The organism is Pradoshia sp. Z5_111 (genome assembly GCF_058267535.1).
Window position 1 is genome coordinate 14,812 of record NZ_JBZCPQ010000007.1, and the last position, 19,897, is coordinate 34,708.

At 39.6% G+C, this 19,897-nt stretch carries 23 protein-coding genes and 1 other annotated feature; of the genes, 22 read left to right on the top strand and 1 reads right to left on the bottom strand.

The window, feature by feature from the left end; genetic code table 11:
* Positions 1-32 precede the first annotated feature (32 nt).
* The 18 genes from AC4D4A_RS14460 to pheA all read left to right on the top strand — a co-directional run bounded on the left by AC4D4A_RS14460 (position 33) and on the right by pheA (position 14,525).
* Positions 33-989, top strand: a complete 957-nt coding sequence (locus AC4D4A_RS14460; RefSeq protein WP_490996553.1) for a hypothetical protein — start codon at positions 33-35, stop codon at positions 987-989.
* Between the two features lie 120 nt (positions 990-1,109).
* Entirely contained in the window at positions 1,110-1,718 is a 609-nt protein-coding gene (locus tag AC4D4A_RS14465; RefSeq protein WP_490996671.1) for a Maf family protein, read from the top strand.
* 37 nt (positions 1,719-1,755) lie between these two features.
* Positions 1,756-2,445, top strand: coding sequence for a RadC family protein (gene radC, locus AC4D4A_RS14470; protein ID WP_139892620.1), 690 nt, complete (start codon positions 1,756-1,758; stop codon positions 2,443-2,445).
* Positions 2,446-2,607: 162 nt separating this feature from the next.
* On the top strand, positions 2,608-3,624 hold the full coding sequence (locus tag AC4D4A_RS14475) for a rod shape-determining protein (RefSeq protein WP_066105546.1): 1,017 nt from the start codon (positions 2,608-2,610) through the stop codon (positions 3,622-3,624).
* Between the two features lie 55 nt (positions 3,625-3,679).
* Positions 3,680-4,552, top strand: a complete 873-nt coding sequence (gene mreC, locus AC4D4A_RS14480; protein ID WP_066105543.1) for a rod shape-determining protein MreC — start codon at positions 3,680-3,682, stop codon at positions 4,550-4,552.
* Positions 4,549-5,064, top strand: a complete 516-nt coding sequence (gene mreD, locus AC4D4A_RS14485) for a rod shape-determining protein MreD (protein ID WP_490996554.1) — start codon at positions 4,549-4,551, stop codon at positions 5,062-5,064. The genes mreC and mreD overlap by 4 nt, the downstream gene beginning before the upstream one ends.
* 76 nt (positions 5,065-5,140) lie before the next feature.
* A complete protein-coding gene (gene minC, locus AC4D4A_RS14490; protein WP_066105536.1) occupies positions 5,141-5,824 on the top strand; it encodes a septum site-determining protein MinC in 684 nt (227 codons plus the stop codon).
* Positions 5,825-5,826: 2 nt separating this feature from the next.
* Positions 5,827-6,630 (top strand): septum site-determining protein MinD, encoded by an 804-nt coding sequence (gene minD, locus AC4D4A_RS14495; RefSeq protein WP_066105532.1) that lies wholly within the window; start codon positions 5,827-5,829, stop codon positions 6,628-6,630.
* 117 nt (positions 6,631-6,747) lie between these two features.
* Complete coding sequence (locus AC4D4A_RS14500) at positions 6,748-7,542, top strand: peptidoglycan DD-metalloendopeptidase family protein (protein WP_490996555.1); 795 nt, start codon at positions 6,748-6,750, stop codon at positions 7,540-7,542.
* Positions 7,535-8,401 carry a M50 family metallopeptidase gene (locus AC4D4A_RS14505; RefSeq protein ID WP_490996556.1) on the top strand — a complete coding sequence of 289 codons (867 nt, stop codon included), beginning with the start codon at positions 7,535-7,537 and terminating at the stop codon, positions 8,399-8,401. The genes AC4D4A_RS14500 and AC4D4A_RS14505 overlap by 8 nt, the downstream gene beginning before the upstream one ends.
* A gap of 56 nt (positions 8,402-8,457) precedes the next feature.
* Entirely contained in the window at positions 8,458-9,954 is a 1,497-nt protein-coding gene (locus AC4D4A_RS14510) for a ribonuclease E/G (RefSeq protein ID WP_490996557.1), read from the top strand.
* A 47-nt stretch (positions 9,955-10,001) separates the two neighbouring features.
* Positions 10,002-10,074 (top strand) — a sequence feature (ribosomal protein L21 leader region).
* A 13-nt stretch (positions 10,075-10,087) separates the two neighbouring features.
* The gene (gene rplU, locus AC4D4A_RS14515) at positions 10,088-10,396 is read left to right on the top strand and encodes a 50S ribosomal protein L21 (protein WP_066105519.1); all 309 of its coding nucleotides are present in this window, start codon (positions 10,088-10,090) and stop codon (positions 10,394-10,396) included.
* Positions 10,397-10,406: 10 nt separating this feature from the next.
* A complete protein-coding gene (locus AC4D4A_RS14520; RefSeq protein WP_490996558.1) occupies positions 10,407-10,730 on the top strand; it encodes a ribosomal-processing cysteine protease Prp in 324 nt (107 codons plus the stop codon).
* A gap of 15 nt (positions 10,731-10,745) precedes the next feature.
* Entirely contained in the window at positions 10,746-11,036 is a 291-nt protein-coding gene (gene rpmA, locus AC4D4A_RS14525) for a 50S ribosomal protein L27 (RefSeq protein ID WP_066105513.1), read from the top strand.
* Between the two features lie 224 nt (positions 11,037-11,260).
* Positions 11,261-11,791, top strand: coding sequence for a Spo0B domain-containing protein (locus tag AC4D4A_RS14530; RefSeq protein ID WP_490996559.1), 531 nt, complete (start codon positions 11,261-11,263; stop codon positions 11,789-11,791).
* A 42-nt stretch (positions 11,792-11,833) separates the two neighbouring features.
* Positions 11,834-13,123: a GTPase ObgE gene (gene obgE, locus AC4D4A_RS14535; protein WP_490996560.1), complete on the top strand. Its 1,290-nt coding sequence runs from the start codon at positions 11,834-11,836 to the stop codon at positions 13,121-13,123.
* Positions 13,124-13,163: 40 nt separating this feature from the next.
* The gene (locus AC4D4A_RS14540) at positions 13,164-13,616 is read left to right on the top strand and encodes an ACT domain-containing protein (protein WP_490996561.1); all 453 of its coding nucleotides are present in this window, start codon (positions 13,164-13,166) and stop codon (positions 13,614-13,616) included.
* A gap of 66 nt (positions 13,617-13,682) precedes the next feature.
* Complete coding sequence (pheA, locus tag AC4D4A_RS14545; protein ID WP_490996672.1) at positions 13,683-14,525, top strand: prephenate dehydratase; 843 nt, start codon at positions 13,683-13,685, stop codon at positions 14,523-14,525.
* 110 nt (positions 14,526-14,635) lie between these two features.
* On the opposite strand, the gene AC4D4A_RS14550 is transcribed toward pheA, so the two are convergent.
* Complete coding sequence (locus AC4D4A_RS14550) at positions 14,636-15,175, bottom strand: transcription repressor NadR (protein ID WP_490996562.1); 540 nt, start codon at positions 15,173-15,175, stop codon at positions 14,636-14,638.
* A 170-nt stretch (positions 15,176-15,345) separates the two neighbouring features.
* On the opposite strand from AC4D4A_RS14550, the gene safA reads away from it, so the two are divergent.
* The 4 genes from safA (at position 15,346) to ruvA (ending at position 19,888) form a co-directional block, all read left to right on the top strand.
* The gene (gene safA, locus AC4D4A_RS14555) at positions 15,346-16,983 is read left to right on the top strand and encodes a SafA/ExsA family spore coat assembly protein (RefSeq protein WP_490996563.1); all 1,638 of its coding nucleotides are present in this window, start codon (positions 15,346-15,348) and stop codon (positions 16,981-16,983) included.
* Complete coding sequence (locus AC4D4A_RS14560) at positions 16,980-17,948, top strand: phosphotransferase (protein ID WP_490996564.1); 969 nt, start codon at positions 16,980-16,982, stop codon at positions 17,946-17,948. Before safA ends, AC4D4A_RS14560 begins: the two co-directional genes overlap by 4 nt.
* A 632-nt stretch (positions 17,949-18,580) precedes the next feature.
* On the top strand, positions 18,581-19,129 hold the full coding sequence (locus AC4D4A_RS14565) for a BofC C-terminal domain-containing protein (RefSeq protein ID WP_490996565.1): 549 nt from the start codon (positions 18,581-18,583) through the stop codon (positions 19,127-19,129).
* Between the two features lie 147 nt (positions 19,130-19,276).
* Entirely contained in the window at positions 19,277-19,888 is a 612-nt protein-coding gene (ruvA, locus tag AC4D4A_RS14570; protein WP_066105483.1) for a Holliday junction branch migration protein RuvA, read from the top strand.
* Positions 19,889-19,897: the final 9 nt, after the last annotated feature.

Here is a 19,897-nt window from a genome sequence, read left to right on the forward strand (position 1 = left end):
ATAAGATGAACAAAAAACGCGGAGGCAAAGGAATGGATAAGCCAACCCGGGAACGAACAATCATCGTAAACATAAATGGCGAAAAAAAGGAATACAAATGGATTCCGAGTGAAGATCCAGATACTCTGGATACAATCCAGGAAATCGCCAGCACGATTGAGGATGAACAAGAACCGTCTCTTTGGATAGTACCCGAAGAAAAAACTGTTGAAAAAAATGAGACGAAAACAAAGCCGGCACAAAAAAGAGCTTTTCTTGACCATGTGAAAATGAATAAATTACCATTTCTCGCAGCAGGAATTCCTGTATTAGTAGCACTTATAATTGGAACATTATTTGGAGTTGTGATTTTAAAAATTGTCCTGTTTGGCGGTGGAGAGGAAACTGTTAAAGTACAGGAATCTGTTCCTTTGCTTGGTTCCAATAAACAAGCGCCCCAGGACGAGAAGCAAATGGTCAAGGATATGAATGCTTTTGTCGTTCAGGGTGGTGTCTACTCGAGTAAACAGGCAGCAGAACAACGTGCCGCGCTTATTGAAGGGGACGGGATTCCAGCTATTATTCTTGAACAGGAAGGGAAATACTTTATTTATATAGGTGCAGCGGCTACATTACAGGATACAAAGAAATTGGCACTTTTATATAGAGGAGAAGGTGTCGATACGTATTGGAAGGAAATTCGTTTTCAGGGTCAAACAAAAAAAGCTTATAAACAAAAAGAAATAGAGGTCATCCATAATATGCTTCACAACACCGGTCAATACACACAATTGGCTTCCGCGGGCCTGTTACAGAGTGAAACGAAAGAAAAGCCAGATATAAAGTCTATTAAAATGGAGAATATTCCGAAAGAATTACAAAATCTCCATAATTTAAGTGAAAGTATGAATAAAACTTGGTCTACCTATCAATCTAGACCAGAAGAAACATCCTTAATGCAGCTTCAAAAATGTATACTTCAATTTTTTGATGAATGGAATAGATTATAATGTATTTTCCGGGAAATAAAAAATACAATTTGTGTTTAAAGGGGTGCTTCACTATTCGGGGTACTCTTTTTTATTTTGCTTTAAGAATTGAGAATGGTGTCGTATTCTGTTAGGATGAATATGTATCTCCCTATCTATATAAATTCTTATGGCAGGTGGCGAAAAGGATTGGATTTAATCTTGGCTTCTTCTTCCCCAAGGAGAAAAGAATTGCTTGAAATGCTGAACATACCATTTCATGTGAAAGTAAGTTATGCAGATGAAACCTATCAGGATGGAATGGAACCTCACGAAATAGTGATGGAATTAGCACGCATAAAATCAACTGTTATCGCTGAAACTAACCGTGATTCCGTTGTGATAGGCGCAGATACGATTGTAGTAATGGATGGTGACATCCTGGGCAAGCCGAAAAATAAAGATGAAGCAATTTCCATGCTGAATCGTTTATCGGGTAATGTACACCAGGTTTATACGGGAGTCGCCTTATTAAGAGGGCAAGATTCTATCTTGTTTTATGAAAAAACAGATGTAGAATTCTGGCCATTAAAAAAAGAAGAAATAGAACAATATGTATTGACCGGAGAACCGTTTGACAAAGCGGGATCCTACGGGATACAGGGATTTGGTTCCTTGCTGGTGAAGAGAATCGAAGGTGACTACTTCTCAGTTGTAGGGCTCCCGGTTTCCAGACTTAAGAGGGAACTTGAAAAATTAGTACATCCTTAAGAATAGCCTCACTCCGTCAATGGAATGGAGAATATGGATGGATACAACGCAAATCATGATAAGAGACTATCCAAAGGATGATCGCCCAAGAGAACGATTTATCCAATTTGGACCGGAAAGTCTGTCAAACCAAGAGTTACTGGCGCTTCTTTTAAGAACCGGAACAAAGGAAGATTCAGTGATGAATCTGGCTAACCAACTTTTAGCTAAGTTTGGCGGGCTGCGTCTTTTGAAAGAGGCAAGTATTGAAGAAATGACTAGTATTAAAGGTATTGGGGAAGCAAAAGCTGTGCAGCTTGCTGCAGCTATGGAATTAGGAAGAAGAATCAGCAATTTGACGAATGAAGAAAGGTACGTGATTCGTTCGCCAGAGGACTGTGCCAATTATTGTATGAATGATATGCGTTTTTTATCACAGGAACATTTTGTATGTATTTATTTAAATACGAAAAACCAAATACTCCATAAACAAACGATCTTTATCGGCAGTTTAAACGCCTCAATTGTCCATCCCCGTGAAGTCTTCAAAGAAGCTCTCCGCAGATCTGCAGCATCTATAATATGCTTGCATAACCATCCTTCAGGAGACCCCACTCCAAGTCGAGAAGATATTGAAGTAACCAAACGTCTAGCTGAATGTGGGAAAATTATGGGAATAGAACTTTTGGACCATTTGGTTATCGGAGAGAAAAAATATGTAAGTCTTAAAGAAAAAGGATATTTATAATACTAGGAATTCACATGAGGATGAGCTATAATATTACGTATGCTTTTTAAAGAATTTATTTTTCATTACATTACTGAAGAACTTAACTTTATGATATGAAAAAGAAAATAAAAAAACTCGTACCTAATATGGAATATGTTTCAGAAAGGGAGATATTAAAAGATGCTTGGAAATAGAGATTTAGGAATTGATTTAGGAACCGCCAATACACTTGTTTATGTTAAAGGAAAAGGCATTGTAGTACGTGAGCCTTCCGTTGTTGCATTTCAAACAGATACAAAATCCATTGTTGCTGTCGGTAATGATGCGAAAAATATGATCGGCCGTACACCTGGTAATGTTGTGGCTTTGCGCCCTATGAAAGACGGAGTTATTGCTGATTATGATACGACTGCAACTATGATGAAATATTATATGAAGCAAGCGTTAAAAAACCAAGGTTTATTTGCACGTAAGCCATATGTAATGGTATGTGTTCCATCTGGAATAACAGCTGTTGAAGAGAGAGCGGTTGTTGATGCAACTAGACAAGCTGGTGCACGTGATGCCTATACAATTGAAGAGCCATTTGCAGCTGCAATTGGAGCAAACTTACCTGTTTGGGAACCAACAGGCAGCATGGTTGTAGATATCGGTGGCGGTACAACAGAAGTCGCGATTATTTCTTTAGGCGGTATTGTGACTAGCCAGTCTATCCGTATCGCAGGAGACGAAATGGATGAAGCGATTATTAACTATATCCGTAAAAACTACAATCTGATGATTGGTGATCGAACTTCTGAAGCTATTAAGCTTGAAATCGGTTCAGCAGGAGATCCAGAAGATATTGAAAACATGGAGATTCGCGGCCGTGACTTATTAACTGGTTTACCAAAAACAATTGAAATCACTGCTGATGAAATTGCAAAAGCTCTTCATGACACAGTGTATGCGATTGTTGACGCAGTTAAAAATACGCTTGAAAAAACTCCGCCTGAGCTTGCTGCTGATATCATGGATCGCGGAATCGTTCTAACAGGTGGCGGCGCTTTATTACGCAACCTGGATAAGGTGATTAGTGAAGAAACAAAAATGCCTGTTCTAATTGCGGAAAATCCATTGGATTGTGTAGCTATTGGTACTGGTAAAGCACTTGATCATATTCATTTGTTCAAATCAAAAGTTAAAGACTCAAGATAATAAAATAGAACACAAAAATCCTGAAAGAGGATAATAATGATAGAGGAGCAAGGATATGCCACAATTTTTCTTAAACAAAAAATTGATTATCTTGCTGATTAGCATCATCTTTCTGGTGGCTTTGATTGGGTTCTCACTTCGGGAAAGGGATGAATTGAGCTGGCCTGAACAGTTTATGAAGGACTCGGCCGGCTTTGTTCAAACAATCTTCCATAAGCCCGCTTCTGCTGTAGCGGGCTTTTTTGAGAATCTTTCAGATTTAAGGAATACATATGAAGAAAATAAGAATCTTAAATCACGCCTGGAAGAATATGTGAAGTTGGAAACAGAGATATATGATTTGAAAAAAGAAAATGAAGAATTAAGCAATATACTTAAGAAAAAAGAAGATTTAAGTGATCATACAGTTTCTCATGCAACTGTCATTGGCAGAGGTCCGGAAAGATGGCATGAAACATTGACGGTCTCAAAGGGCAGTGTAAATGGAATTGAGAAAAATATGGCTGTAATTACTGCTGAAGGATTGATTGGAAAGGTCAAAAGTGTGTCACAATTTACTTCCACAGTACAATTAATGACGGCTCTTGATCCGCAAAACCGTATTTCAGCAATGGTCCAAAGTAAAGAAAAATCATATGGATTTATTCAGGGATATGACGAAGATAAGCAAGCCTTGCTATTAACAGGTCTCCATTATGATGCTAAAATTAAAAAAGGTGAGAATGTGACAACATCCGGGCTTGGCGGTGTGTTCCCAGAAGGGTTAGTCATAGGTACGGTTAAAGAGGTCGTTATCGATCAATATGGATTAACTCAAACAGCTTTGGTTAAGCCAGCAGCGAATTTCTATGATTTGAATAATGTAATGATTGTCAAACGTACAATGACTACTGTAGATACAGATAGCACTGAGGGGGATGACCTGTGATAAGGTTTAAAATCTTCCTTTTAGCTGTCCTTGTTTTTATATCTGAAGGAATTTTTGTTGAAATTTTTTCGGCGAAATTATATACAACGCCCTTCATCCTGGTGCCACGGTTTATTATTATCTTTCTAGTGTTTTTAGGTGTGTACGGAAAGAGGAACATGGCAATCATATATGCTTTTGTTATGGGAATCTTCTATGATGTCGTCTATACAGAAGTATTGGGTGTTTATTTATTCACTTTGCCGTTAATGGTGTACTTATCAACTCAACTGATGAAAGTACTGCAAATTAATCTTGGGATTGTCTCATCTGTATGTTTGCTTGCTATATCTATTTTAGAAATTATCGTCTATGAGGTGAATACCTTAATTGGTTATACTTCATTGACGTTCATTGAATTTGCACGTATGAGATTGCTGCCTACCTTAATTCTGAATCTAATCTTCCTACTCCTGTTCGCTTATGTATTTGCTAAGTGGATTAAAAAATGGACTGTTGAAGAAGATAATTAAACGGTATTGATTCTATAAAAAAAGGAATTGTCAGCGCTCATGTCGAATTAAATTGCATTGAGGTGAGCACGACGTCATGGGAAAGAAGAATATTCAGCATGTTATGATCAAAGGAAGTAAACAAGGTTTAACGATTGTGATTGATGATCATTCATCTATTTCTGAAGCTTTAAGAGATTTGGATGAAAAATTGTCTATTCATAATTCAACGATTGAAACAACATCAAGTATTCATGTCACCATACATACCGGTAATCGTTATTTAACGGACGAACAAGCGAAAGCTTTGGTCGATTTAGTAGAAAAAAAGGGATACATGGTTGTAAATAATGTTGAATCTAATGTTATTTTGCATGAAGAAGCCAAAAGATTGGCTGAAGAAGTGGCTGTGACAAAAATCGTGAGGATTGTCCGTTCGGGTCAAGTTTTGGAAGTGAAGGGTGACATGCTCTTAATAGGAGATGTAAATCCCGGTGCGACCGTTAAAGCCGGCGGTAATATCTTTATTATGGGTACACTGCGGGGGAAGGCGCTGGCAGGTATACACGGCAATAAAGAATGTGTCGTGTCTGCATCTGTGTTTAAGCCATCCCAAATCGTTATTGGAGATGTTTTATATAACTCTTTTGATTATGATGAGCAGGATGACCACAAAATGGAATGTGCTTATTTAGATCAATCTGGTGAGATGATTTTTGATAGATTACAAGTTTTATGTAAAGTGAGACCTAATTTATCCTTATTTGAGGAGGGCGTATAGCCATGGGAGAGGCCATAGTAATAACATCCGGTAAAGGTGGAGTAGGGAAAACGACTACTACTGCCAATGTCGGAACTGCCTTAGCGTTAATGGGGAAAAGAGTCTGTTTGGTCGATACTGATATAGGTTTGAGAAATCTGGATGTAGTAATGGGCCTTGAAAATCGTATTATCTACGATTTGGTAGATGTGATTGAAGGAAGATGCAAAATCCATCAGGCGCTTGTGAAAGATAAGCGTTTTGATGATCGTCTTTATTTAATGCCTGCAGCACAGACAGCGGATAAAACCTCCGTAAATCCAAAACAGGTCAAGCAGTTAATTGATACTTTGAAACAAGATTTTGATTATATCATTATTGATTGTCCAGCCGGTATCGAACAAGGGTACAAAAATGCAGTGGCTGGCGCTGATAAAGCAATTGTTGTGACGACACCTGAAACATCTGCAGTCAGAGATGCGGATCGGATTATCGGGTTATTGGAGAAGGAACCAAATGTCGAATCTCCAAAACTAGTTATCAACCGTATTCGAAATCATATGCTAAAAATGGGCGATATGCTGGATATTGATGAAATTACTACCCATCTATCCATTGATTTAATTGGGATTGTAGTTGACGATGATGATGTGATTAAGGGTTCAAACCAGGGAGAACCGATTGTGTTTGATCCGAATAATCGAGCATCTGTTGCCTATCGTGACGTGGCTAGACGTATTTTGGGTGAATCCATCCCGCTCAAACCACTTGAAGATGAAAAGACAGGAATGTTTAAGCGGATAAAAAAATTATTTGGTGTTAAGTAATAGTAAGTAAGGACCTCTAATCTAACTGGTTAGAGGTCCTTTTTGTATGTTTGCATGGCATAGCTTGGACCGACTATACATATCTTTTAGAAAAGAGCTGTATAGAGAGGTGAAAGGATGGGCAGCCAAAGTAGCTCAGATGTTCGGAAGCGCATTGCTGAGAGAAGAAAAAATCGGGAAAGAATGATGAATGCCAGTAAGAGGAATGAAAGGCCGGCATGGCCGGAAATGGAAGATGAAAAAGAATGGGGTTCTGAAAATGTTTTCGTATATGAAGAAGGGGTGAGTGAGCATAAAAAGCCGCCTATTATAAACAAAGATTGGATCTTATTTCGTATCCTTGCTTCTGTTTGTTTGGTTTTGTGCATGGCCATTATTTATCGAACTTCTGCTCCATGGACCCAGACAGCGAAAACTACCCTCGACCAAGTCTATCAGAAGGAATTCCAATTTGCGTCAGTATCTAACTGGTTTGAAGATACAGTCGGAAAGCCGTTTGCTTTTTTGCCTGAGGAATCGGTGGATGAACCTAAAAATAATAATGCTGCTGATAATCGTTTTGCCACGCCGGCAACAGGCACCATTATGAAAAGCTTTGTGAAGGATGGACAGGGAGTCTTAATCAAAACATCCAATAGTACATCGGTTGACACAATTAAAGAGGGGGTCGTTATCTACGCAGGTGAGAAGGAGACTCACGGAAAAACGGTTATTGTCCAGCATCCGGATAAGAGTGAATCATGGTACGCTCACCTACAGGAGATAAACGTTAATTTGTATGAACAAATTAAGAAAGGAACGAAGGTAGGAAAAGTATCGCCGTCGGATGAGCCGGACAAGGGGGAGTTTTACTTTGCATTGAAAGCCAATGGAAAGTTTATTGATCCTAATGAGGTGATCTCATTTGAATAAAATATGGCCTGTGCTTACGAAAATACGCATTCATCCATTAACCTGGTTGTTGCTTGCTCTTGGTGTGTTAACAGCCAGGTTTACTGAATTGCTCTTAATGTTTGCAATCGTATTATGTCATGAGCTGGGTCATGCTATTGCCGCGCAGTTATTTGGCTGGAGGATAAAATCCGTTACACTTTTGCCTTTTGGCGGGGAGCTGGAGACAGATGAGCATGGAAACCGGCCATGGCATGAGGAATTGATTGTATTGGCATCCGGCCCTTTGCAGCATGTTTGGATTTTGGCGCTAACTTATTTTTTCTACACAATTGGCTTTATATCAGATTATATCTATACCAGTTTAATTCTATATAATTTTATTGTTTTATTTATAAATCTAGCTCCTATTTGGCCTCTGGATGGAGGAAAAGCACTGTTTGTTTTATTGAGCAAGCGGATGCCCTTCCTGCATGCACACCGCCTAGTCATTATTATTTCCGGAGTCAGTCTATTCCTTGCTTTCATCGGATTGGTCGCTGTTAATCCGCTTAATATGAATTGGTGGATGGTTGTTGGCTTTCTGATCTTTTCCTTATGGAAGGAGTGGAAACACCGCCAATTTGTATTTTTACGCTTCTTGATGGAAAGACATTATGGACATAATAAGGATATTAGAGCGATATCACGACTGGAAGCAGAAAAGGATATGAAGATTTATAAAATACTTGAGGATTTCCGCAGGGACAATAAGCATATTATAATCGTCAAAAATAAGGATGAAGAATTAGGGAAGCTGGATGAAGCTGAGGTTTTACACGCCTGTTTTACATCAAAATTGGCGTATCGGCCTATCGGAGAACTTTTGTATCCTTATTGACGCTCCTCTCCTGACTCGTTAAAGTAAGATTAATGAGTCAACGAGAGGATTTTTTTATGAAAAAAATAGTGCTTGATTTTCAAGGAATGGAACGACGTCTCGGTTTATTGCAAGATGATAAGTTGATGAGGTTACATATTGAAAGAGAAGGGCAGGGCCCATTTGCCGGCAATGTTTATTATGGAATTGTTCGTGAAATTGTACCGGGTATGAATGCGGCTTTTGTTGATATTGGGTTTGATAAAAATGCTTATTTGCCATTTGAAGAAACGCCGAACTATCATTTAGACCGTCAGGCAAAAACATATGTAAAGCAAGGTGAAAAACTGCTTGTACGCATTCTGCGGGATCCAGAAGGAACGAAAGGCGCTAAAATAAGTGCGTTAATTGAAGTTTCTTCGCCGGAAATCGTTTATATAAAGGGTGAACATTTTGTCCGTACTTCTAAAAAGGCAGATAGGAAGACTGTTCAGAAGTGGAAACATATAACAGCCAAGCATCTGCAAAAAGATGAAGGTGTAATTGTTCGTACATCCTTCTTGGATGCGGATGAAGAAGCCTTTATCTCGAAGCTTAGTGAGCTGCGTGAACGTTATGAGCAACTACAAAGAAAAGCGTCAAAAAGTAAAGCACCAGCACTTATAAGTGATCAAAATCGCATTCTAAATCTGATAGAAAGCTGGACAGCTGGGACAACTGGGGAGCTATGGACTAATTCTGCAGAAGGAATACAATTACTCCGTTCTGTAATACCTGAATCATGGGAAGCAAAGCTTCAAAAGGATAAGGTGGATCTGTATAATTCTCTCGGAGTTACTGAAGAATTGGAGAAAGCAGTCAAGAAGGTAGTCTGGCTTTCGAACGGATCGTATTTACTTTTTGAAAAAACAGAAGCCATGCATGTGATAGATGTAAATACGGGTAAGTTTACCGGAAAGCACGACATAAATAAAACGATTTTGGATACAAATATCCTTGCCGCAACAGAAGTGGGACGACAGATGATCCTGCGCAATTTATCCGGGATTATTGTAATTGACTTTATTAATATGAAATCTTCTGAGCACCGTCATCAAGTACAGACAGCGATGGAAACAGCCTTAAAAGATGATCCGCTGCGTTCTGTGGTCATTGGGTTTACCGAACTAGGGCTCATGCAACTAACACGCAAAAAAGAAGGCCCGGATCTATATGAAATTCTTCAGGAAGACTGCTTGGAATGCAGCGGAACAGGATTAATAAAAAGCCGTCAGAGCGCGATTTATGAATTGGAACGTCAATTAGCGGCATTAAAATACTGTTTGGATGATTCTGTATGGGTTGTGGTGGATTCATCCTTTTACATGTATATCAAGGACAATATACATATGGTGAAAATACATATCCTGTCAGGCGATAAAAATATATTTGTGACGGAAGGTAAAATGACAGGAGCCAATCGTTTTGAAATTCGAGCCCTCGGAAACAAGAAGGATCTTGAAGAGCGTATGAAGCGTACAGAGGAAGGAATAAAAAACAAGCCTATTATCCGTATGTTAGTAAATCATGATTGACAATGTTTGTCTGATTATGATAGTATTTTTATGTTAAGTTTGTAGCACCCATGCTACAACCGCACACGTCAGGTAATAAGTCCATTTTGGCGCCTGCCGTCGGCGAGTCTTAGACAATTAAGGAGGTGCAGGTATGTACGCAATTATCGAAACTGGTGGAAAGCAAGTGAAAGTAGAAGAAGGTCAATCTATCTACGTTGAGAAAGTGAACGTTGAAGAAGGTGGCATCGTTACTTTCGATAAAGTTCTTTTTGTAGGTGGAGAAGATGTGAAAGTTGGAAGCCCTGTTGTTGAAGGCGCTACTGTAACAGGTAAAGTTGAAAAACACGGCAAACAAAAGAAAATCATCGTTTTCAAATACAAAGCGAAAAAGAACAACCGTAAAAAGCAAGGTCACCGTCAGCCTTACACAAAAGTAACAATCGAAAAGATTAGCTTCTAAGGCGACGCGTATGATTAAAGTAAAGGTAGTGCGAGCTGATGAGCGAATTTCTTCGTTCACTATATCAGGACACGCCGATTTTGCACGAAAAGGTCAGGATATCGTTTGTGCAGGGGTATCTGCAGTAGCTTTTGGCTCTGTAAATGCTGTGATGAGTTTAACTTCTGTTGAACCCATCATTAAACAGGCAGGTAAAGATGGCGGTTTTCTTGAAGTCCATTTTCCGGAAACGGATAGCGATGACAAGGTACAATTGTTACTCGAAGGCATGCTTGTTTCCTTACAAACGATTGAACGTGACTATGGTAGATACATGAAAATTATTCTTAGCTAACAGGAGGTGGAATACATGTTAAGATTGGATCTTCAGTTCTTCGCTTCCAAAAAGGGAGTAGGTTCTACAAAGAACGGTCGTGACTCCATTTCTAAACGTCTTGGCGCTAAACGTGCTGATGGACAATTCGTAAGTGGTGGTTCTATCCTTTACCGTCAACGTGGTACAAAAATCTATCCAGGTTTGAACGTTGGCCGTGGTGGAGACGACACTCTTTTCGCTAAAATTGACGGAGTTGTTAAATTTGAGCGCTTGGGCCGTGACAAGAAACAAGTCAGCGTTTACCCAGTAGCACAAGAAGCATAATACGTAACAGTCAAAAGAAGCTCTAACCTTGTTGGTTGGAGTTTTCTTTTTTAGATATGAGTTTTTTGGTTAAAACCATTATACTTCCGTATGTACCCCAAGTTATTTACTGCTGGCGAATATATTCCTCTCCTGAAACTTCGCTAAATTTGTTATACTGTAATAGATGATTTGCGATTTTTCCAGGACCTCATTATTCCAATCCGACAGGAGAATGTATTAAGATGGAAACAAAATGGACGACTGTAGAATTACTGAGGCATGCACGTCATGATTGGTTAAACAAAATACAGCTGATTAAAGGAAATATGGCATTAGGTAAAATGGATAGAGTATCCGGTCTTGTAGATGAAATCATTATTGAAGCACAGCAGGAAGCGAAAATCTCGAATATGAATATGCCGATGCTTTCCGAACTTTTATTGACAGGCAAGTGGCTTCGTTACAAATTCCATATTACATATGAAATTATGGATGATATAAAAGGCTATCCTGAATTGGATGAATTGATAACCAATTGGATGAAGAAGTTTTTCAATGAAGTGAATAGGCAAATAGAAGCGTTAGATATCCTGCATTTAACCATCCTCCTCAGCAAAACAGATGAGGATTCATTAAAGATTGGTTTTGATTTTCAGGGACCAGTAAACAATAAAGAAGAATTAATAAAAATATTTCAGGTAAAAGAGCCTTTAAAAATATCCGGTATTACAGAGGATATTAATTCTTTTTATTTTGAAATAACGGTAAGATAACAATCAAAGAGTTGCAAAAGCAGAAAGTAGGTGTTACCACCCATGTTTGTGGATCAAGTCAAGATTTACGTTAAAGGTGGAGATGGCGGCAATGGAATGGTCGCTTTCCGAAGAGAAAAGTATGTTCCTAAGGGCGGTCCGGCCGGTGGAGACGGAGGCCATGGAGCGAATGTTGTATTTGAAGTAGAAGAAGGACTTCGCACACTAATGGATTTCCGATATAAAAGGCATTTTAAAGCACCCCGAGGGGAACATGGAATGTCTAAAAATCAGCATGGTAAGAATTCAGCTGACATGATTGTCAAAGTTCCTCCGGGCACAGTTGTTTCCGATGCCAATACTGGTGAAATTATTGCAGATTTAACCGAACACGGCCAGCGTGCCATTATTGCAAAGGGCGGACGAGGCGGACGTGGTAATACTCGTTTTGCTACACCTGCAAACCCGGCTCCTGAACTATCTGAAAAGGGTGAACCAGGGATTGAACGTGATATCATTATGGAATTGAAATTACTGGCAGATGTGGGTCTGGTTGGATTTCCGAGTGTAGGTAAATCCACATTGCTATCGTCTGTTTCAGCTGCTAAGCCGAAGATTGCTGAGTACCATTTCACTACGATTGTCCCTAATCTGGGTGTTGTTGAAACCGGTGATGGACGCAGCTTCGTCATGGCTGATTTACCTGGACTGATTGAAGGGGCTCATGAAGGTGTTGGGCTTGGACATCAATTCCTGCGCCATATTGAGCGTACGCGTGTAATCGTCCATGTCATTGATATGTCCGGTCAGGAAGGCCGTGATCCTTATGAAGATTATGTAACTATTAATAAGGAGCTTGAAGAGTATAATTTACGCCTAACAGAAAGGCCGCAAATTATCGCAGCAAGTAAAATGGATATGCCTGATTCTGAAGAGAATTTAAAGGCTTTTAAAGAACAGTTAGAAGACGATGTACCAGTCTTCCCGATTTCATCGGTTACTCATGAAGGCTTACGTGAATTACTGTTTGCTGTGGCTGATAAAATTGAGGAAACTCCGGAATTCCCGCTTGAGCATGAAGAAGAGACAGGCGGCGTCCACCGTGTTCTCTATAAACATGAGGCAGAGAAAGCAGAATTCGTTATTACAAGAGAATCGGACGGTACCTTTGTTGTTACTGGCGATAAGCTTGAAAAAATATTCAAGATGACAGACTTCAGCCGTGATGAATCCATTAAACGCTTTGCCCGCCAGCTTAGAGCAATGGGTGTGGATGAAGCTCTTAGAAAACGCGGCGCAGTTGACGGAGATATTGTTCGTTTAATGGAATATGAATTTGAATTTGTAGATTAAGCATAAAGTTTAAGGATGGTTCCAAAGAGGGTGAACTTGCTTGCATAATAAAGCTGATAAGAAATTTTATTTAGTCAGGGAAGATGTATTGCCTGAGGCGATGCAAAAAACGTTGCAGGCTAAAGAGATGATTGAAAGAGGAAAGGCTGTTTCTGTTTGGGAGGCTGTTAAAAGCGTCGATTTAAGCAGAAGTGCTTTTTATAAGTACAGAGATACGGTTTTTCCTTTTCATTCAGTTGTAAAAGAAAAAATTATTACGCTATTTTTCCATTTGGAAGACAGATCAGGCACGCTTTCTGAATTACTCGGTATCGTTGCATCCTCGGGATGCAACGTGCTGACCATCCATCAAACCATTCCGATTCAGGGACGTGCAAATGTAACCTTATCGTTAAACACAGGTGAGATGCATATGGAAATGAATGAATTTATAAACCGTTTAAAAAGGCTTGAATTCGTGGATAAGGTTGAAATTTTAGGCTCAGGAGCTTGAAAAATAAATATTCATACATAGATAGAGAAACAGAGAGGCTTAAAGCAGGGGGAGAACACTTTGGACATACGTATTGCCTATTTAGGACCAAAAGCTACATTTTGTGATTTGGCAGCATCAAAATTATTTCCCTATGGACAAAGGCAGGCTTTTATGACGATTCCTGAGTGTATTGATGCTGTGGAAGCTAAGCTGGTCGATTATGCGGTTGTACCATTAGAAAATGCTTTGGAGGGATCAGTCAATATCACACTGGATTATTTGATTCATGAAGTCCAGATTCCGATAGTAGCGGAGTTTTCCTCTCCGATTCGCCAGCATTTAATGGTTCACCCTTCTCATGTCAATGAGTTAACCAGGATTGATCGGATTATTTCGCACAGCCATGCGATAGCCCAATGTCACAAATTTCTGCATGGAGATATGAAAGGCGTACGATGTGAAAGTATAACCTCCACTGCTGCAGCCGCGCACTATATTCAGGAGCATCCGGATGAGATGACAGCAGCGATTGCAAATGAAATGGCCGCTGAAGAATATGGACTTTCGATTGTTAAATGGGATATACACGATTATTCTCATAACCATACACGATTTGTTGTTCTGGGTCATAAGCCGTTATCGGAAAAAATGATTCCTATTCAACAAAAAGGAGAAAAAACAACGGTTATGGTATTGCTTCCAGCTGACCATGCCGGAGCTCTCCATCAAGTGTTATCTGCTTTTTCGTGGAGGAAGCTTAACCTTTCCAAAATCGAGTCCAGACCATTAAAAACAGGACTTGGCAACTATTTCTTCATTATCGATATTGAACAAAAGATGGATGATATTCTGTTGCCGGGTGCCATTGCCGAAATGGAAGCCTTGGGTTGTAAAGTTACGGTTATGGGCAGTTATTATAGTTATTAATCATCACTCGGATATAAATGAAGGACCCCTGCTATATTCAGCAGGGGTCCTATTTATTTGTTCCTGTTTTTTTAAGTTGTACATAACTAAAAACTGCGCAGCATATCTAATTATTCTTTCAAAAAACCTGCATTTCTTAATGCCTGTACAGCTTGCTCGAGCTCTGCTTCACTTGCAGCTTCGATTGTATGAAGATGTAAACCATTTGTTAACTGGGACAAGAGAGAGGCATTTGTATTTTTTAGATTGGCGATAAACTGCCGGACATCTTGTCTGGTGCTGACCATAATGGATGCTGTTAAGTCACCGTACATGGGATGTTCCACTTTTACATCCTTTACCGTAACACCGCAGTCCACTAAAAGCAGTAATTCCTCTTCTGCTTGTTCAGGCGTATGAAAACTCGCTATAATCCTTGTTTTCCGTTCCAGTTTTGGATCGATTTGATGTATATAAATGTATCCGCTTGGCGTGGCAATGATCGGTTCATTCCGTGCTTTAAGCAAGGTAATATCTCCAACTATGATTTGGCGGCTGACTGAGCAAATAACAGAGAGCTCACTTCCCGTAATCGGTTCATGACGTTCTTTTAAAATGGATAGGATGTATTTACGCCGTTCTTCTGTTGTATATTTTTTCTGAATCATCACTTATGCCCTCCTTGCTTAGGTGTTATTTTAAAATATTGGTTGTCTTTATTGTAACATAGAGGGATTTTCTTCATAAACAAGAATAATTCCGCATAAATTTTCTTGAATCAATAGCAATCTGCCCAATCAATCATAGTATATATGGACATATGCGTAGGGAGGGATTATGCGTGAAAATACACATCGTCCAAAAGGGCGACACATTATGGAAGATTGCTAAGAAATATGGAGTGAATTTTGAAACATTAAAGAAAATGAATTCACAGCTCAGCAATCCGGATATGCTGATGCCTGGCATGAAAATTAAAATACCCGATAATACGTCTCCATCTGTAAAAAAAGGAGGCAATACAAAGATTAATTTTGGAACAGTAAAGGAAGCTCCTATTTCAGGTGGGAGTTCAAATGTGAAGGAAAGTATAAAAGCAGAGACAGTTCCGAGTAAACCGAAAGAAATGCCGATTGTGTCACCACCACCACCAGCAGTGAAGGAGATGCCAATTCAACCGATGGATATTAAAAAAGAAAAGCCTGTTAAAGAAATGCCTAAAATGCCGTATGTTGCCCCCCAGGCCAGTGTGAAACCTGTTTTACCAGAAATCGATATCAACAACTATTATTTAATGAATATGGCCAAAATGGAAATGCAAACACCTCCTCCTATGCCTATTATTAAGGAGGTACCTAAAGTTAAAGAGAAGCCAGTCATAAAAGAAAAGCCGAAGAAAATGGAAAAACCAATGCCGAAGCCACAGCACAAGCCAATGCCGAAACCGCAGCCAATGCCGCAATATATGCCGGAATATTGTCCGCCTATGATTCCATATTATGATCCATGCTGTCCGCCAGTTATGATGCATCCATGCATGGCCTATCCAACGCCTTATTTTAATCAGTCATATATGACTGGACCGTCTTATCACCAACCGTATATTCAACAGCCTTACTGGGGTTATGAAGACGATATGGGAGACAGCTCTACCTTTCACCATGGGTATCACGATTCACCCCATTTTATGGGTAGCCAGGGAGAATACTACCCTCAACAGCAAGGGGGAACCATGTCACCATATGGTCAATACCCTATGCAAGGAACACAGGGATACTTTCAGCAACCTGGATTTGGGCATCATGGACATGAATCTTCCTATTATGGGATGGAATCGTCAAGCCATATGATGGATTATCATCATCATAAGCAGCAACAGCAATATATTCCGTTTGATGGGTATATACCGAAAGGCTGCGGCTGTTCTGATACAGGAGCACAGGGGGCATTTTATCAGCCAATGAATCAATATGACCACCAAGGAATGAGTCATTCAATGGGTCAGTATGACCACCAGGGAATGGGTCAACAAATGGGTCAGTATGACCACCAAGGAATGAGTCAGCAAATGGGTCAGTATGACCAACAAGGAATGGGTCAGCAAATGGGCCAGTATGACCAACAAGGAATGGGTCAACAGATGGGTCAGTATGAACAACAAGGAATGGATCAACAAATGGGTCAATATGATCACCAAGGAATGGGTCAGCAAAAAGGCCAGTATGACCACCAAGGAATGGGTCAACAAATGGGTCAGTATGACCATCAAGGCATGACTCACCCTATGTATCAGCAGGCTGCTCAACAACCATTTTTTCAGGATTCCCAATTTCATCAAAGGTATGGGGGTCAGCAGTTTGAAGCAGGATCTCCTTCCTACAATCCCAATGGCCAGCATGTGATACCGCATATCGAGCCGGCAGCATTTGATATGCCAAGGACACAGGAAGAAAGCAGTGAGCAAGAAGGTCAATCATGATGAGGGAGCAGGAGGGAGGCAGTCTAAAAGACTGCCTCCTTGCTTATTTAAGTCAACAAAATATTGTAGTTTATGAGATGAAAGCTATCAAACCAAAGTTGATAAAGGTTAGTACAAATAAGGGTATATTTATAGCTAAACAATTTGTAAATCAAACAAGATTACTCATGCAACTCGAGTTTTTACAAAAGCTGCGAAAAGTAGGGTTCAATGGATCTTATGTGTTTTCTGATGAAATTAAGCCGTTTGGATGTAAAGGTAAATCAATCGGTTTTATAGAATATTTATCAAAGCATCCAAGAAGCTTTACGTATGAGAATTATTCGGAGCGATTAGAAGGTTTGACATTGTTAAATAAGATGCACGAGGCTTCTGCTACGATAATCAATGATTTGACAGTGAAAAAATACACTTTTTCACAAGTATCAAAATGGAGAGAACGATTAGGAGAATTTACATCTAATATAAATATGCTCAATAGGGTTATTCCCGACTCGATGCTGACCGAATATTTAAGAATGGGAGAATGGGCATTAAATAAGCTGGGTCCATACGAGCTTGAGGATGTGGATGAAGATCCGGTCATCATTCATGGCGACCTGGCGCATCACAACTTTTTTAGAAAAGATGATGGTGAGCTCCTCCTTATTGATTTTGATTTGATGGCAGAGGCACCGCCTATGATTGATTATTTACAGTATGCCAACAGATTGCTAATTTTTAATAATTGCTCATTGAAAGAGATTCTTTCTTTTCCTCAGTTTAAAAAATATCGCGATAATCCGTTCTTTTTGATTGGACTTAGTTTTCCAACTGATATTTATAGAGAATGGAATAGAATCTGCCGTGATCAATTATGGAATTCAAGTCATCGCCTTGATTCTCTATTGAATATTACGAAGGAAGACTTACCAAAGAGGATTCAGTTGTTTACAGAGTTAAAAAAAAGGATTGGACGCATATAGATTTAAGATTATGAAACCATATAATAGCAACTGTATAATGAAATGATTGAAAAGGATGGACATCATATATGTGCGTCCTTTTTTGCATCTTGCTTATGCTTGTCGGAGGCCTACAGGATGTAGGTCATGAAGACGTTGCCCCAGGACGTGGCGTATTTAGTCTTCGTTCCTTAATCAAGGCCCTTCAGCTTTTTATCTAATTCTAGCTTCAGGGCCTAACCGCTCGAGTCATAAGTGTAGCCACTGTGGGAGGGAAGTACGCCTCCCTCGTGCCTCCTCTTATGCTTGTCACGGCTGAACAAGGCCCTTCAGCTTTTTAGTTAATCCGGCTTCGGCTCCTAGGAGCTCGAGACATAAGCAAATACTCTGCGGGAGGGAAGAACACTCCCACTGAGTATTCGTCTTATGCTTTTCGCTCCTGAACAGTCGCCTCAGCACTATATGTAATCCGGCTTCAGTGGCTAGAAGCTCGGGACATAAGCATAGCCACTTCGGGGGAAGGACGGCCCCTTTGTGCCTCTGTCTTATGCTCCTCGCTTCTGAACAAGCCACTTCAGCACTTTAGTATTACTTTTTATTTTTTGGGAATACTGGTGGGGAGTTGTGATTTACATCTTAGTGAGGTGGGTTAGATGAATGGACGGTACTTTTTCCTGGTGGCTTGTTTGCTTTGTTTAATAGTCATTCCAGGTATGAATGATCACGTAGGTGTTGCGGTTAGAAACGATGCCGGTCAGGATAGTCCGGTCCTTGGAATTGCTCCAATCCAGCGAACAGTCATTCTTCAGCGAGTTTATTTGGATGGAGAGATGAGTGAAGAAAAAATCGAGGAAACGATTATTTCCATGGATGATTTTTGGAGAAAATATGATAAGTGGCTATTGGTGGACCAAAACGATCAGCAGCTTGTATTCCAAACATATGTTGATGATATTTCTCCTTTATTAAAGGGAAATGGGTATTTTGGAATTAAATCTGATGGAACGATTACTATTTTTAACGGCAAGCCTGCCAGGGATCAAATCATTCAATCTTTCTATCAAATTGATTTAAAGAAGCTGGAATCCACTGAAAAATCGGAATTGCAGAATGGTGTTAGGATCGTAAACAAAGAAAGATATCTTAAGTTCTTGGAAGTTTATAAATCTTATTCAACACCGGCTTCTAAAACGCTTCAATAATTTATAAAGAGCTGATCGTTTACCTGCGACAGCTCTTTTGGCTGTTTTCTTAAAAATCAAAAAATCAAACATTTGTGCTGGTAGTGTATAATGGTTAAATGTAGTATGGTACAATGGTTTACAGTCGAATTAGAGGAGAGGTAAACGTTGTACGATTTTATAAAAGGTCGGATAGACTATGTCTGTCCTGAATATATAGTAGTCGAGAATAACGGGATTGGTTATTTAATTCATGCGCCAAATCCATTTGTATTTTCCGGAACGAATGAGGAAAAGAAAATTTACGTACATCACTATGTACGTGAAGACCTACAGGCATTGTACGGTTTTAGTTCAAGAGAAGAAAAGAAACTGTTTATAAAATTATTAAATGTCACAGGTATCGGTCCAAAAGGTGCGCTTGCTGTACTCGCGAGTGGAAGAGTCGATCAGGTTGTGGAAGCCATTGAATCTGAGGATGAGAAGTTTCTTGTTAAATTCCCGGGCATTGGAAAGAAAACGGCAAGACAAATGATTCTTGACCTAAAAGGGAAGCTTGAAGATGTTTCTCCAGATGCATTCCCTGATTTATTCCAAACGGCAGATGGAAAAGAATTGAGCTACTCCACTAAGAATATTGCGTTGGAAGAAGCATTGCTTGCATTACAGGCACTAGGTTACTCCGAGAAGGAAGTTAAGAAATTAGTGCCGAAGCTTGAAAAAGAGGAAAAAACAACGGAAGAATATATAAAAGGTGCATTACAGCTTATGTTGAAATAGGAGGTGGAC

What these genes read in the sequence shown, in the direction of transcription:
- AC4D4A_RS14460 (WP_490996553.1), top strand. Translation starts at nt 33, where the DNA reads ATGGATAAGCCAACCCGGGAACGAACAATCATCGTAAACATAAATGGC.
- AC4D4A_RS14465 (WP_490996671.1), top strand. Translation starts at nt 1,110, where the DNA reads ATGTATCTCCCTATCTATATAAATTCTTATGGCAGGTGGCGAAAAGGA.
- radC (WP_139892620.1), top strand. Translation starts at nt 1,756, where the DNA reads ATGGATACAACGCAAATCATGATAAGAGACTATCCAAAGGATGATCGC.
- AC4D4A_RS14475 (WP_066105546.1), top strand. Translation starts at nt 2,608, where the DNA reads ATGCTTGGAAATAGAGATTTAGGAATTGATTTAGGAACCGCCAATACA.
- mreC (WP_066105543.1), top strand. Translation starts at nt 3,680, where the DNA reads ATGCCACAATTTTTCTTAAACAAAAAATTGATTATCTTGCTGATTAGC.
- minC (WP_066105536.1), top strand. Translation starts at nt 5,141, where the DNA reads ATGGGAAAGAAGAATATTCAGCATGTTATGATCAAAGGAAGTAAACAA.
- minD (WP_066105532.1), top strand. Translation starts at nt 5,827, where the DNA reads ATGGGAGAGGCCATAGTAATAACATCCGGTAAAGGTGGAGTAGGGAAA.
- AC4D4A_RS14500 (WP_490996555.1), top strand. Translation starts at nt 6,748, where the DNA reads ATGGGCAGCCAAAGTAGCTCAGATGTTCGGAAGCGCATTGCTGAGAGA.
- AC4D4A_RS14510 (WP_490996557.1), top strand. Translation starts at nt 8,458, where the DNA reads ATGAAAAAAATAGTGCTTGATTTTCAAGGAATGGAACGACGTCTCGGT.
- rplU (WP_066105519.1), top strand. Translation starts at nt 10,088, where the DNA reads ATGTACGCAATTATCGAAACTGGTGGAAAGCAAGTGAAAGTAGAAGAA.
- AC4D4A_RS14520 (WP_490996558.1), top strand. Translation starts at nt 10,407, where the DNA reads ATGATTAAAGTAAAGGTAGTGCGAGCTGATGAGCGAATTTCTTCGTTC.
- rpmA (WP_066105513.1), top strand. Translation starts at nt 10,746, where the DNA reads ATGTTAAGATTGGATCTTCAGTTCTTCGCTTCCAAAAAGGGAGTAGGT.
- AC4D4A_RS14530 (WP_490996559.1), top strand. Translation starts at nt 11,261, where the DNA reads ATGGAAACAAAATGGACGACTGTAGAATTACTGAGGCATGCACGTCAT.
- obgE (WP_490996560.1), top strand. Translation starts at nt 11,834, where the DNA reads ATGTTTGTGGATCAAGTCAAGATTTACGTTAAAGGTGGAGATGGCGGC.
- AC4D4A_RS14560 (WP_490996564.1), top strand. Translation starts at nt 16,980, where the DNA reads ATGATGAGGGAGCAGGAGGGAGGCAGTCTAAAAGACTGCCTCCTTGCT.
- AC4D4A_RS14565 (WP_490996565.1), top strand. Translation starts at nt 18,581, where the DNA reads ATGAATGGACGGTACTTTTTCCTGGTGGCTTGTTTGCTTTGTTTAATA.